The organism is Pseudomonas sp. 86_A (genome assembly GCF_017491705.1).
Taxonomy (GTDB): domain Bacteria; phylum Pseudomonadota; class Gammaproteobacteria; order Pseudomonadales; family Pseudomonadaceae; genus Aquipseudomonas; species Aquipseudomonas koreensis.
Map to the genome: position 1 here is coordinate 475,119 of NZ_JAFGYS010000002.1, position 14,733 is coordinate 489,851.

Here is a 14,733-nt window from a genome sequence, read left to right on the forward strand (position 1 = left end):
GTTCCTCAGCGCAGGTTGATGGTGGTGTTCACGCCGTCGTTGACGCTGTCGTCATCGAACCAGCGCGCCGTGACCGTTTTGGTCTGGGTGTAGAACTGCACCACTTGCTTGCCGTACGGGCCGAGGTCGCCGAGTTTCGAACCACGCGAACCGGTGAAGCTGAAGAACGGCACGGGCACCGGAATCGGGATGTTGATGCCGACCTGGCCGACGTCGATTTCCGTCTGGAATTTGCGCGCCGCCGCACCGCTCTGGGTGAACAGGCCTGTGCCGTTGCCGAACGGGTTGGCGTTGACCAGCGCAATGGCCTGGTCGAGGGTGTCGACTTCCAGCACCACCAGCACCGGGCCGAAGATTTCCTGGGTGTAGATCTGCATGTCAGTCGTCACACCCGAGAACAGGGTCGGGCCGACGAAGTTGCCCTGCTCGTAACCCGGCACTTTGATGTCGCGCCCATCGAGTTCAAGCTTGGCGCCCTCCTTGATGCCGCTTTCGATCAGATCGAGAATCCGCGCCTTGGCTTTCTTCGAGATCACCGGGCCAACATCGGTGCCCGGCTCGCTGCCGGAGTTGACCTTGAGTTTTTGCGCCAGCGCTTTCAGATCCGGCAGCCATTGTTTCGCCGCACCAACCAGCACCACCACCGAGGTGGCCATGCAGCGCTGACCGGCCGCACCGAAACCGGCGCCGACCAGCGCATTCAACGCTTGCTCGCGATTGGCGTCCGGCAGCACCACGGCGTGATTCTTCGCGCCCATCATCGATTGCACGCGTTTGCCATGCTTGCCCGCCAAGTCATAGACATGGGTGCCGACCGCAGTCGAACCGACGAACGACACGGCTTTGATGTCCTTGTGGGTGCACAGGCCATCAACCACGTCCTTGCCACCGTGCACCACGTTGAGCACGCCCGCCGGAACCCCGGCCTCGATCGCCAGTTCCACCAGCAGCATGGTCGACAGCGGGTCCTGCTCCGAAGGCTTCAAGACGAAGGTGTTGCCGCAGGCGATGGCCATCGGGAACATCCACAGCGGAATCATCGCCGGGAAGTTGAACGGCGTAATGCCGGCACACACGCCGATTGGCTGGCGCAGGGTGTAGGTATCGACGCCGCCCGCCACGTTTTCGGCGAACTCGCCCATTTGCAGGGTGCCGATGGAGCAGGCGTGCTCGACCACTTCCAGGCCACGGAAAATGTCGCCCTCGGCGTCGGCAATGGTCTTGCCCTGCTCGGCGCTCAGCACCACGGCGATGCGTTTGGAGTGCTCGCGGATCAGCGCCTGCAGCTTGAGCATGATGCGCATCCGCGCGCCGATCGGGGTCAGCTTCCAGGTCTGGAAGGCGCGGTGTGCGGCACTGATCGCGGCATCGACTTCAGCGGCCGTGGCGAACGGTACCTTGGCCAGCACTTGCTGGGTCGCCGGGTTGACGATGTCGTGCCACTCGGTGGTCTGCGATTCGACCCACTCGCCGTCGATCAGCAGCTTGACCTTCTGGACCGTGGTTTCGTTGGGCGTAAGCGATGCGTTCATGCTGGTCTCCGAAACTTGTTTTTATCGTAGGAGCCAAGGCGAAAGGTTCGCCTCGAGATGAGGCGTGTGTCACGAATTGGTTGTCGGACTGTTTTTGGAGTATAGATGTGCAAACTTCTAATAAGAACGCACATATAAGCCCGTCCATCATGCAAAAAAACATCACCTCCCTGGGGTCGCTGAACTGGGACGACCTGAAGTTTTTCCTCGAAGTCGCCCGCACCCGCAAGGCCAGCACCGCGGCCAAACGGCTCGCCGTCGACTACACCACGGTGTCGCGGCGCATCAGTTCGCTGGAAGCCGCGTTGGGCACATTGCTGTTCGAAAAGTCGCGCACCAGCGGTTTCGTGCTGACCACCGAAGGCCAGCGTTTGCTCGGTTATGCCGAGTCGATTGAAAGCACGCTGCACATGGCGTGTGAGCAGGTCTCGGGTTCTGGCGTGGCCCTCTCCGGGCATGTGCGCATGGGCTGCACCGAAGGCTTCGGCAGCTTTTTCATCACCCCGCAGCTGAGCCATTTCGTCGACGCCTACCCGGCGATCTCGGTGGACATCCTGCCGCTGCCGCACTTCATCAGCCTGTCCAAACGCGAAGCCGACATCGTCATCGCCCTGGAACGCCCGGAGCACGGCCCGTATGTGTGCTGCAAACTCTGTGACTACCGTTTGCAGCTGTACGCCACCCAGGACTACCTCGACCAACACCCACCGATCCGCCGCCCGGCCGATCTGGGCAAGCATCAATTCATCAGTTATGTGGATGACCTGGCGTTCAGCTCGGAGCTGCTGTACCTGGCGAACGTGCTGCCCGGCGCCAGCGCCCATCTGCGCAGCACCAGCGTGATCGCGCAATTCGTCGCGGCGCAGCAAGGGCGTTCACTGGCGATTCTGCCGTGCTTCCTCGCCGCGCAGGATCCGCGCCTGCTGCCGGTATTGCCCGAGGAAATCGACATCACCCGGCAGTTCTGGATGTACTGCCGGGAGGACCTGCGCAAGTTGAAACGGATCACCCTGTTGTGGGATTACATCCGCGAGGTGACCGAGCGCAATCAGGGTCTGCTGATGGGGCAGACGCGGGAGATGCAGTTCGCCGATTAATCGGCGCTGACCACAATCGACACCCGGCGATTTTCGGTGCGTCCTGCGGCGGTGTTGTTGGACGCCACCGGCTCACTGCTGCCCAGTCCGCGCAACTGGATGTTCTCTTCCTTCATGCCGACGGTGGTCAGCACCTTGGCCACGCTCTTGGCCCGACGCAGCGACAGTTGCTGGTTGTAGGTTTCTTTACCGGATGCATCGGTGTGACCGTCGACCCGCACCCGCTCAATGCCGATCCCCACCAGCGCCTTGCCGATGCGTTCGACGATATCGGTGCTCTGCGAGTTCAGGCTTTCGACATCACTGCCAAACAGCACTTTGCCCGACAAGCCGAACGCCCAGCCCTCGTCGGTCGGCTCGAAGCCCTGTTGTTTGAGTACGGCGATCTGCGCCGGGGTCAGGCCTTTTTGCGGTGCGGTCTGGCAACCGGTCAACGCCAATACGGCAATCATCAGCAAGGCGGAAAACAATCGAGCGGGAAATGTGAACACGGGAATCAGCTCCTGGTTTGAAAATTGACGACCGGGTTCTCCGACCCGGCAGTGAATTGAGCGCCACGCGACAAGCGCTTGGCCTGGTACATCGCCGCGTCGGCGGCGTTGAGCAAGGCGCCTGGCGTGACGCCATGATCGGGAAAAACCGCAATGCCGATACTGAGCGAGGTCACCACACTGGTATTGCCCGGCAGTGCAATCGGCATGTCCATGCTGGCAAGAATCTTGTCTGCGATACGCTCGGCGTCTTCGATCTTGTGCAGCGGCGCGAGCAGCACGGCGAACTCATCGCCGCCCAGCCGTGCCACCAGATCCTCTTCGCGCAGCTGCGCGCGCACCCGATTGGCGACCGCCACCAGCACCGCATCGCCGGCGGCGTGGCCGAAGTTGTCATTGATGCCTTTGAAGCGGTCGCTGTCGAGAAACAACACCGCGACCCGTTCGTTGAGCTTGCCGGCATTGCGCAACGCGCGAATCAACCGACCTTCGAAAAACGCCCGGTTCGGCAAGCCGGTAAGGCTATCGTGGCTGGCTTGATGGGCGAGGGTTTCGTTCTCGCTTTGCAGGTGAGTTTGCCAGGATTCGAGTTCGTCGAGCAGGGCATTGAAGTCGTTGCCGAGGTTATCCAGCTCGGCGATCTGCGCTGGCGGTACGCGTCGATCCAGCGCGCGCTCGCTGCGAGCGGCATGGGCCACCGCCGCGAGGCTGCGAAGCGGGCCGGTGATGCTGCGCAACTGGCGGCGCGCCAGATACAGCGCGACCCAGGCACTGATCGCGGTACAGAGGATGATCCCCGCCAGACCGCTGAGCAAAAAGCGCATCAGGCTGCCACCGTGGCCGACCAGCAGAACGTGGCCGACTTCACGGTCCTGATGCACGATCGACAGGCTGATCGGTTTTTCCAGAATGCCGCGAGCGATCTGCATTTCCAGCCCGGAGAACAGCCCGTTTTCCGGTCGCTGCCAACGCGCCAGCAACTGGCCCCGCGCATCAAAGACCTGGGCATCTGCCACTTCTTCGGTGGACGCGATCAAGGCCAGCGCTTCGGTAGCGGCGGCCTTGTCGTTGAACACCACCGCCGCTTCCACGGTGTAGCTGATCGAGCGCGCAATCAGTTGCAGATTGTGATCGGCGTAGACCCGCAGCGCGAGAACCCCGAGCAGGGTCAGCGACACGCTGGCCATCGCCACGGCCACCAGCGCGACAATCAAATGTCCACGGCCGATGACCGAGCCCAGTGTCGGGCGGATTTTCGAACGAAACAGGCTCATGGTGCCGCCGGTTTGCGGCGCGACAACTGCAGCACGCTCGGATGGATGCGTACACCACTGCGAGCGACGGAGTCGAGATTGACCTCGAAGGAGACTTGCTCATCGCCGACCCGCAGGCAGAACAGGCTACCGACCGTGCACTGATCGCCACCTTCGCTGATGCTCAGCACCGGATGACCGATCAACGAAGCAAACAGCCGACTGCGTTCATCCGCCGTAAGCTTGCCGATGTAGACGGCGTCGCACTCACTGACGATCACTGGGTTGTCAGCCAGTAAACGACGCACGGTCACCGGCCGCCCTGTGGCTTGCGTGGTGCCTTTGACCAGGTCGTCGGTGTACTCGGTGGGGCCGACGATGCACAGGCGCAGTTGCGCCGGTTCCACCGGCCAGCGGGCGTAACTGAGAATGCCAAGGACGACTTGCGTCACCGATTTGGCCCGTTGCTCGGCCATGCCGACCGGTGTTGGTGATTGGGCGACAGCCACGCCCGCCAGCAACCAGAGCAGTCCGACAAGCAACGCCTGCTTGCAGCCAACTACGCGCTCTGTCGCCCAGACAGCCACCTTCATGCAGGGATTCTCTTGGATCGTACCGAAATGATGCCGCAACGATAGCACAGCGGAGTAACACCCGCGAAACAGTGACCTCTGACCGGTTGGTCAGCAATCTCCGCCGACCACCGGTCTTTTCACCCCTGAGCCCCGGTCCCCTCTTCCAGTTCCAGCATCAGTCCGCTCAGACGCTTGACCTTGCGCTGCACCGCCTCTTCAAACACGCCCGCCCGGGGTTCAATCAAGGTAAACCAGTGCTTGGCCCGAGTAATACCGGTATAGATCAATTCTTTGGTCAACACCGGGTTCAACGCGTCCGGCAGGATCAGCGCGGTATGCGCGAACTCCGAACCCTGGGATTTGTGCACCGTCATCGCGTACACCGTTTCCACATCGTTGAGCCGGCTCGGCAGCACGAAACGCACGCCACCCTGGCCATCGTTACGCGGAAAGGCGACGCGCAGCACCGGTTTGCCGGCATCCGGGCCTTCGCGCTCGGGCAACTTGAGGGCGATGCCGATATCGCCGTTCATCAGGCCCAGACCGTAATCATTGCGGGTCATCAACACTGGCCGGCCTTCGTACCATTGCTGGTCATGCTCGATCAATCGCGCCTTGAGCAGGGCTTCGGTGATCCGCAGATTCAGCCCTTCAACGCCCCAAGGCCCCTTGCGCACGGCACACAACAACTGGAAGGTGTCGAACGCCTGCAGCACATCCCGCGCCCAGTTGACCCAGTCCGGATGCTCCAGCGGCCTGCCTGCCGGCGGACGTTGTTGGCGCAGCACGTTTAGATAGTGGCGATAGCCTTGTGGACCGTCGCCATGGCCCTCAAGCAACAGCCGCTCAAGCTTGTGATCGTGCTCGCCCTTGAGCGGCAGTGAAAACACATCGTCGTAGTGACCGGCCGCCAGCAACTGACGCGCCTCCTCCGGCAACTGCTGATTGACCCGGCGCGCAAGCTGACCGATGCCGCTGCCCTCACCAAAACGCCGGGAATGACGCAACATCACCAGTTGCTGAGCCAGCGGATGGGAACCGTCGCGATCCTCTTGCAGGCCACTGTCCCGCAAGGACTCAGCACTGACCGACTCCAGCCACTGCCGGGTCTGCGGGTTGTACCAGCCTGCCTCGGCATCACGACACAAATCACCCAGCACCGCCCCGGCCTCCACCGAAGCGAGTTGATCCTTGTCGCCGAGCAGCACCAGACGCGCATGCGCCGGCAATGCATCAAGCAAGTTGGCCATCATCTCCAGGTCGATCATCGAAGCTTCATCGACCACCAGCACATCCAGCGGCAAGCGGTTACCGGCATGGTGACGGAAGTGTCGGGTGCCGGGACGACTGCCCAGCAGTCGATGCACGGTGGTCACGTCGCACGGGATTTTCTCGCGCACGGCTTCGGCGACTTTCAGCGACTGCACTTGCTGACTGATGGACTCGGTCAACCGCGCCGCCGCCTTGCCGGTCGGTGCCGCCAGACGAATGCGCAACGGCTGGCCGGCCTCCACCGCCGGCGCCTGGAGCAGCGCGAGCAGGCGCACCACCGTGGTGGTCTTGCCGGTCCCCGGACCGCCGGTGATGATGCTGAAGGCACCGCGCGTGGCAAGGGCGCAGGCGAGTTTCTGCCAGTCGATGACCGCTTCCGCCCCGGCAGGGCCGAACAACTCGTCGAGACGCTGGGGCAAGTCATCGGGTGGCGTTTCACCTTGGGCCAGACGCGTGCGTAACGCCGCATCGATACGGCGCTCATACGCCCAGTAGCGCCGCAGATACAGACGCTTGCCGGACAGCACCAACGGTCGCTGTTGTGCCGCGTCGCTGGCGTCTGCCGCCAGTGCCACCAGCGCACTGCTCGCCAACGCCTTGCACCAATGGGCGCCATCCAGCGTTTCAAGCAATTGCGACGGCAGCAGCAACAAGCCGCCCTGCGCATCGCCTTCGGGTGGCAGAGACAGCGCGAAATCCGGGGCCTTGAGGGTTTCGAACAGGTCCAGGCAGACATGTCCGTGACCCAGTTGATGGCTGGTCAGCGCAGCCGCGAGCAGCACCAGAGGATCGGACTCTGGTGCCAGCTCGTGCAGAAAGCCGACGAAGGCCTTGTCCAGCGAACGCAGCCAGTTTCGTTCAACCCAACGGTCGAGCAACAACAGGAGATCGGCGGCACTTGTCAGCGGAGACAGGCCCGACGGTTTGTCGCTGGCCGATGACAGGTCGGCGAAGGTACGGTTCATAACAGGACTCCCTGTTCCCAGGCGGGTTCGCTCTTGGGTTCCGGCTTACCCTGGAACAGGCGATCCAGTCGTTCGATCAGCTCCCGTGGCGGGCGCGCGAAATACACGCCGCGACTGTCTGACCGGGTCCCGCGCAGGAATACATACAACGCACCACCGACATGCCGGTCGTAATCGTAATCGGGCAGCCGCGCCTTCAGTTGCCGATGCAGCGCCAACAGGTACAACACGTATTGCAGGTCGTAACGGTTGTCGAGGATCGAGCGTTCCATGGCTTGCTCGGTATAGGCCGCATCATCGACGCCCAGCCAGTTGGATTTGTAGTCGGCCACGTAGTACCGCCCCTCGTGTTCGAAGGTCAGGTCGATAAAGCCTTTGAACATGCCGTTCAGTTGCACCGGCTCGGCAGCCACCCGAGCCACACCGTTGTGGGTGTATTGGCGCACCCACTCGTCGAGTTTGAGCACATCGACCTTGTGACTGGCGAACCAGAACTCCATCTCGACACGGTACTGTTTCAGTTGCTCGAGAACGACCGGAGGCTGCCCGCCACCCGTTGGCAGCGGCGACTTGAGCAAATGGTGCAACCATTCACTGAGGGTGTTGATCCAGCCCTCCCAGCCGCGCAGGTTACAGCGCCGACCAATCGCATCCGTGAGCGACTCGAAGGAAACGGCAAAACCTTCGTCGCCGGCCCACTCCAGCAAACCATGGAGAAAGGTGCCCGGGTTAGGGCCGCGGGGGAATCGGTGGATATCGGCACCTGCGGCGACGATCTCGCGCGGTGCATCCGGGTCGAGGCGCTCATCATCAAACAGTTTTTGCGCTTGTGGACTGTCCGGCGCCTCATCACTGCCGACACTTAACACGTCACTGATGCGCAAGGCACTGTAAGAGGCAATCCACCAGTTCTCACTGGCCTTGCGCTTGGGCACCAAGGTGGCACTGAGGATCGCCTGATTGCGCTCGGGGCGATAAATCTCGTCGGTCGCTTGCGGCATGTCACCCAAGTGTATGGCCGCGCAGTCCTGCTGCAGATCCAGCAGCCAACGGCTCAGGCCGGTTGACTCACCCAGTTTTTCGCCACCACCCAGCAGGTAACCCAGCGCCGAAAGGTGAAGCACCGAACTGTTGTTATTGCCGCGCTTGAGATCCGTGACACCCAGCCAGCAGGCATGTTGCGCGCGTGTCAGGGCGACGTAGAGCAGACGAAGGTCCTCGGCCAGACGCTCATCGTCCGCCAGGGCAATCAACTCGGCAGTCGGTTTCAGCGTCACCTGAGCCTTGCCGGATGCGTCGTGGTAATGCAGCGGCAAACGGCTGCCGTCCACCGGTTTTGCCGAGCAGATGAAGGGCAGGAACACCAACGGATATTCAAGCCCTTTGGACTTGTGGATGGTTACCACCTTGACCAGTTGCTCGTCACTCTCCAGACGCAATATCTGTTCTTCTCCGGCCTGACCGGACAACGCCAGCAGCTCGGCCAGATGTCGAATCAGCGCTTGCTCGCCATCGAGCTCCGCTGCGGCCTGCTGCATCAGTTCCGACAAGTGCAAAAGGTTGGTCAGCACCCGTTCACCATCACTGCGGGCGATCAGGGTCTGCGGCAAGTGAAAGTCGTGCAGCAGGCGTCGCAACATCGGCAATACACCCTGCTTGCGCCAAAGCTCACGATATCCCCGGAACTGCATGACGCGCGCTTCCCAGACCAACTCGTCCTGATTCAGCCGCTCCAGCTCAGCCAACGGTAAATTCAGGGTAATGCAGGCCAGTGCGGCCTTCAGCGAACGCTCGACATCCGGCTCGGCACAGGCCTTGAGCCAAGACAGCAAGTCATGCGCTTCCTGAGCGGCGAAGACCGAGTCCTTGTCCGACAGATACACGCTGCGGACCCCACGGGCGGCGAGCTCTGTGCGCACGGCTTGAGCCTCTTTGCCATCGCGCACCAGAATGGCGATATCGGAAGGCCGCAAGCCTCTGAAATCTTCTGCGTCCTGAACGAACCCCGCTGCACCGCTTTGCCCACCGTTGAGCAATGCGGTGATTTCGCTGGCACAGGCCGCCGCCAACTGCTGGCGATAGACCGCGCCTGAGAGCGGCTGGTCCGTCGGCAGGTGCCAGACATTCAGCGCCGCGACATCCTGGCCGGCGATCTGCAGCCGCTCTTTGCGTCCCTGCGAATCAACCGGCAGGAACGGAACCGGGTTTTCCCCGTTCTTTTCCCGAAACAAAAACGCGCCGCGTCCCTGCTCACGAGACTCGGCGCGTTCGAATACATGATTGACCGCGTTCACCATGCCATGGCTGGAGCGGAAGTTGGTGCCCAGCGTATGCAGGCGGCCGGTGGTAGCCTGACGCGCACGCAGGTAGGTGTAGATATCGGCGCCACGGAACGCGTAGATCGCCTGCTTGGGGTCGCCGATCAGGAACAGGCCAGTGTCCGGACTGTTGTCTTCGATGCGATAGATGCTCTCGAAGATCCGGTACTGCACCGGGTCGGTATCCTGAAACTCATCAATCAGCGCCACCGGAAACTGCTCGCGGATCACCGCCGCCAGGCGCTCGCCGCTGTCGGATTGCAACGCCGCATCGAGGCGCAACAGCATGTCATCGAAACCCATTTCCGCACGGCGACGCTTCTCTTCCTCAAAGCGTGCCCCCACCCATCTCGCGGCGTGCTGCAATACCGCAGCATCGGGGGTTGGCAGCGCGTCGAGGCTCGACTTGAGCCCCGGCATCGCATCCAGCCCCGGATGACTCGGTGCTTGGCCCTTCCAGGCTTCGGCCATGCCGTCAGGCGTCAGCCGGGTGAAACCGGTACCGATGTCCAATTGCTCCATGGTCTCGTCTACGGCCCAGGCCTTGAGCTTCTCGAACCAGGGTTCAAAGTAGCGCGCCTGCATCTTGCGGCCATCAACGGCTTTGCTCGCAACGCCCTCATGACAGATCACCAGCAGTTCATCTGCCCACTGACGCCACGGCATCTTCAGTTCGAGCAACGCAGCGCGGCGTTCCTGCAGGCACTCGTCGATCAACTCTGCGGGGGCCTTGCCTTCATCGCTGTCGCGCTCACTGCCAAACAGACCGCGCACCCGTGGCAATAACGCGGCCGGACCACCCCAGTTACTCCGAACCCAGTTCAGCGCATCGCCCTGCATCGGATAACAGAACAGTCGCCAGTAATCGCGCAGCACTTCGCCAAGCAGATCGCTGTGATCCGTCTCCAGGGATTGGGTAAACAAGCTGCCACTGTCGAAGGCATGTTCTCGCAACATGCGCTGGCACCAACTGTGGATAGTGGAAACGGCCGCTTCGTCCATCCATTGCGCGGCGATGTCCAGACGATTGGCGCAACCGGGCCATTGTGCCGGCTCAAACTGCTCGCGCAATTCGGCGATCAGTCCATCCGGGGCGGGGGTTTCTTCACGGAAAAATCGTGCGGCCTCAGCCAGCCGCGTACGGATACGTTCACGCAGCTCCTTGGTGGCGGCATCAGTGAAGGTCACCACGAGAATCTGCGGGGGCAGCAGTTCCCGGCCGAAGCCGTTCGATTCGCCGCCGTGCCCGAGGATCAGCCGCAGATAAAGCGCCGAGATAGTAAAGGTCTTGCCCGTCCCGGCACTGGCTTCGATGAGCTGACTGCCGTGCAGCGGGAACGCCAGGGCCAGAGGTGTCTTGGTGGTCATCCGCGTGCCCCTTCGCTGGTCAAGGAGCGCCACGGCGCTTCATATAGAGGGCGATACAACGCGTCGCACCAACCGGAGAATGTTTCGTCGGCAATCAATGCATCAAAGTCGGCGAATTGGCGGGACAGCGCAGGGCTTTCACGGCGCTCGCCTTCGCTGTTCTGGCCGTCGCCTTCGTAAGTTTTTCTGGCAGCAGCTTCGGCCTTGAGCGGCTCAGTCTGCGCAAGCCAGGCGAAAGCGGTCTTGACCGCGATCGGCAGCGGCTGGCGCATGCCGGCCTGCCAGGCGAGCAGCAGATCGCCAAGAAAGCGCATGGCTCGGTCCTGCTCCATCGGCTCAAGCAGCAGCGTATCGTCACTCGCCACCAGCGCCGTGGTCAGCGTGAGTCCGCTGGCGCTGGCCACGAGGTGATTGACCCAGGGCTTGGTCAACCGATGCCATTTTCGACTTTTGATCGAACCGATGCTGTTGGGAATAGCCGTGACCGACAACACGCCACCGTCGGCGCGCTGGTGCAAACCGGCGAGCCAGCCCTCAATACGCACGCCTTGCAAGTCGAGGTTGACCGGGATCGCACTGGTTACCGGCGTTGGCCACAACGCCAATAGCTGTTTATACCGTTGCAACAAGTCGGGCAACGGCTCGATCAGCTCCCGTTGCAGGCATTCACCAAAACCGGCCATGGGCAGCAGGCCACTGTTTTGCAGACGCCGGGCCTGATCCTCAAGCGCCCGATCAATATTGTCCGGCTGCCGGAGTGCGGCTTCGAGCAGGCTGTCGCTGAGTGTGTAACGCTGCAATGCATCCAGCACGAAAGGTTCTTCGTCCGCCAGGGGCGCTTCGGCAGCCTCGAAATAGACTTTGAGTCGCTGGGTAAAAAAGTGCCGGACCGGATTACGCAGGAAGTCCTGCAGCAAGGCCAGGCTCAATGGCTCTTCTTGAACATGCGGCGCCAGTAGCTCTGCCTCGTGTCGCGGTTGATGGCTCTGGTGCAGAACCTGCCATTCACGGGCATAGCTGAAGAGCTGATCGCCCTCATGGAAATAGCGCGAGCTGAACGGTTGCAGTGGATGCTCCTCGGTCATGGCGCTCAACAGATCCTGCTGCTCATCGCGCAGCCGCCAGCCGCTGGCGAGGTGGTCGCGCAACTGGCCAATCAGTACCGAAGCAGGTCGCTCACTGTTGTCGCGAATGCTGCGGCCAACCCAACTGACGTAAAGCTGATCCCGTGCAGACAGCAGCGCCTCGAGCAACAGATAGCGATCATCCTCACGCCGCGACCGGTCGCCTGGGCGGTAATCACTGCCCATGAGGTCGAAGTCCAGCGGCGGTTGCGCTCGGGGGTAGTCGCCATCGTTCATCCCCAGCAAACAGACAAGTTTGAACGGGATCGCCCGCATGGGCATCAACGTGCAAAAGTTTACTGCGCCGGCAAGAAAACGCTGGGACAGACGGCCCTGATCCAATCCCGCGAGCCAGGCTTCGCGAACCACCGTCAACGGCAGCTCATCTACCAGCCCTACAGACTCACAGGTCTGCAGCCAGGTCTCGCGCAGCTCTTCAAGTTGCGTCAGCAGATAATCGTCGTGCTCGTTACTGGCCTTGAAAAATAACTGCATCAGGACTTGCAGACGCTGCCCCCACACCTTGGGTTGAGCAGCCTGAGTGAGCTCGTGGTGGGCCAGTTCCAATGCGTCGAGCAAGGCCACCAACGGCCCGATCAACGCAGCATCCAATCCGCCAATCTCATCATAAGGCTCGATGCCCGCGCAGGCGCTGGAGCTGCCGACAGCGTACCCCAGTAACATTCGCCGCAAGCCGAAATGCCAGCTGTTCTGCTCCAGCTCATCCGGTAAACCCAGACCGGCACGCTGCTCGGCGTTCATTCCCCAACGCACACCCGCGCCTTCGATCCAGCGGTGCAGCGTTGGCAGATCACGCTCTTGCACGCCAAAACGGGCGCGTAATGCAGGAACGTCGAGCAGGTCGAGGATCTCACTGACCGGGAAGCGACTGTCCGGCAGTTTGAGCAGGTGCTCGACTGCAATCAGCAACGGATCCCGACCGCGTTGACCCTGGTCGGCCAGGGTGAAGGGGATAAAGCGTGGGTCTTGTCGGTCCACTTGACCAAATACCGCCCGGATATGCGGTGCATAGCTGTCGACGTCCGGGACCATCACGATCACATCGCGTGGACGCAGATCCGGATTGGCGCTGAAGCGTGCGAGTAACTGATCGTGGAGAATCTCCACTTCGCGTTGCGCACTGTGGGCAACGTGAAACCGTATGGAATCGTCGTGCTCGAGATCAACAGCAGACCAGTGCTCACGCGTTTCGTTGAGTGGCCGCAACTCAAGGATATCGTCCTGAAGTTGATTGAGCAGGTTCTGCGGCTGGTTTTCGCTGAACAGGTCGATGCGCCCGTCACGAAAGGCGGCGCGGTAGCTGTTGGGGTCGTCATAGCTGTCGAGCAGGTTGATGTAGTCACGACCTTGCTTGCCCCACGCGGCGAGCAGCGGGTGGGCGTGTTGATGCAACGCATCAGGATCGAGTACGGCGGGCATTCCGCTCTTGCGACTCTGACGCTTGTATTGATGTCGCAGCAGATCCTTGTCGGCGACGATATCGGCCCAATGGTGTCTGCACGGGTTGTGCACGCACAGCAGCACCTGGCTGAAACGCGCGAGTCCGGCCAACGCTTCAAGCACTTGGGCCGGCAATGACGATATGCCGAACACGATTACTCGCGAGGGGAGCCCCGCTGGTGCATGCTCAAGGGCGTTTATGCGCTCGATAAAGCGCTGATGAACGCCGGCTCGACTCTGCGCCATGCCTTGCTCACCCACATCATCCAGCAGCGCACGCCACAGTTCAGCCTGCCAGCAACTGACAGGGGGCAGTGGCTTCGCCTCGCCTCTGACATTGCGTAACTGATGCCGGCCGTCGGCCCAATCTTCAAGCCAGTCGGCCCGATACACTTGATACTGGTCGAAAAGGTCCGCCAGGCGCTCAGACAACTGGTAGCGCTTGCGCAAATCGGTGTCATGCGTGAGGAAGCGTTGCAGCGGTTCGAAATGCGGGCGATCAATCACCTGCGGTAACAGACGCATCAGCCGCCAGGTCAACGGGGCTTTGTCGAGCAGGGATGTAGCCGGAGTTTCGTCTCGGCCTAACACCATACGGTAGAGCTGCCACATGAAACTGCCAGGGAGCTGCACATCGATGGCCGCGGCTATTCCGCAGCCACCGAGGTCATCTTCTTCAGGGTCTTCAGCCAGGGCCAGTTTGAGCCATTGGGCGATACCGTTGCTCTGCACCAGAGCGATTTCATTCTCCAAGGGCGCCAATGGGTAGCGGCGCATGATGCTGACCACCAGGCTGCGCAGCTCGTCCAGGCTATTGCTCTGGACCACCATGAATGCAGCGTTGAGGGACGAGGCGTCCGGCATAAAAGCTTCCTTGGAAAAGTACAAAAGCCAGGGCAGAACCTTAGCACTGTCGGCTGGCTGTGACAGCCGGAAGGGGCATCTGCATGTCGTAGGAACTTTCCTGCGGGCAAAACAAAACCCCAACTGCTTTCGCAATTGGGGTTTCGGAATTTAATCTTGACGATGACCTACTCTCACATGGGGAAACCCCACACTACCATCGGCGATGCATCGTTTCACTTCTGAGTTCGGGATGGGATCAGGTGGTTCCAACGCTCTATGGTCGTCAAGAAATTCGGGTACTGAATCGCGGCACACTGGCCTCGCTTCAGCAAATTGGGTATGTGATACAGGTGTTTGTGAATCTCGAACTTTCGGTTCGTTTCGTCTTCACACACCGCAATCTGATGCTCTTTCGAGTAGTCAAATTGCTT

8 protein-coding genes and 1 rRNA gene are annotated in these 14,733 nt (G+C 61.3%); 1 reads left to right on the forward strand and 8 read right to left on the reverse strand.

Translation table 11 applies throughout. From position 1 onward, the window contains the following. Positions 1-5: 5 nt before the first annotated feature. Positions 6-1,532, reverse strand: coding sequence for a CoA-acylating methylmalonate-semialdehyde dehydrogenase (locus tag J5M57_RS05510; RefSeq protein WP_169843021.1), 1,527 nt, complete (start codon positions 1,530-1,532; stop codon positions 6-8). Positions 1,533-1,681: 149 nt separating this feature from the next. Between J5M57_RS05510 and J5M57_RS05515 the strand changes: the two genes are divergently transcribed. Continuing rightward, complete coding sequence (locus J5M57_RS05515) at positions 1,682-2,629, forward strand: LysR family transcriptional regulator (protein WP_122607508.1); 948 nt, start codon at positions 1,682-1,684, stop codon at positions 2,627-2,629. On the opposite strand, the gene J5M57_RS05520 is transcribed toward J5M57_RS05515, so the two are convergent. From J5M57_RS05520 to rrf, 7 genes are all read right to left on the reverse strand, one after another. After that, positions 2,626-3,081: an OmpA family protein gene (locus J5M57_RS05520; protein WP_207847835.1), complete on the reverse strand. Its 456-nt coding sequence runs from the start codon at positions 3,079-3,081 to the stop codon at positions 2,626-2,628. The genes J5M57_RS05515 and J5M57_RS05520 overlap by 4 nt on opposite strands. Positions 3,082-3,125: 44 nt before the next feature. After that, positions 3,126-4,394, reverse strand: a complete 1,269-nt coding sequence (locus tag J5M57_RS05525) for a diguanylate cyclase (RefSeq protein ID WP_064585852.1) — start codon at positions 4,392-4,394, stop codon at positions 3,126-3,128. Next, complete coding sequence (locus J5M57_RS05530; RefSeq protein ID WP_083367086.1) at positions 4,391-4,966, reverse strand: YfiR family protein; 576 nt, start codon at positions 4,964-4,966, stop codon at positions 4,391-4,393. The genes J5M57_RS05525 and J5M57_RS05530 overlap by 4 nt, the downstream gene beginning before the upstream one ends. Before the next feature lie 119 nt (positions 4,967-5,085). After that, entirely contained in the window at positions 5,086-7,185 is a 2,100-nt protein-coding gene (gene recD, locus J5M57_RS05535) for an exodeoxyribonuclease V subunit alpha (RefSeq protein ID WP_207847815.1), read from the reverse strand. Beyond that, a complete protein-coding gene (recB, locus tag J5M57_RS05540) occupies positions 7,182-10,871 on the reverse strand; it encodes an exodeoxyribonuclease V subunit beta (RefSeq protein ID WP_207847816.1) in 3,690 nt (1,229 codons plus the stop codon). Before recB ends, recD begins: the two co-directional genes overlap by 4 nt. Beyond that, positions 10,868-14,320 (reverse strand): exodeoxyribonuclease V subunit gamma, encoded by a 3,453-nt coding sequence (recC, locus tag J5M57_RS05545; RefSeq protein ID WP_207847817.1) that lies wholly within the window; start codon positions 14,318-14,320, stop codon positions 10,868-10,870. Before recC ends, recB begins: the two co-directional genes overlap by 4 nt. A 154-nt stretch (positions 14,321-14,474) precedes the next feature. After that, positions 14,475-14,590 (reverse strand): 5S ribosomal RNA (gene rrf, locus J5M57_RS05550). Between the last annotated feature and the right edge of the window lie 143 nt (positions 14,591-14,733).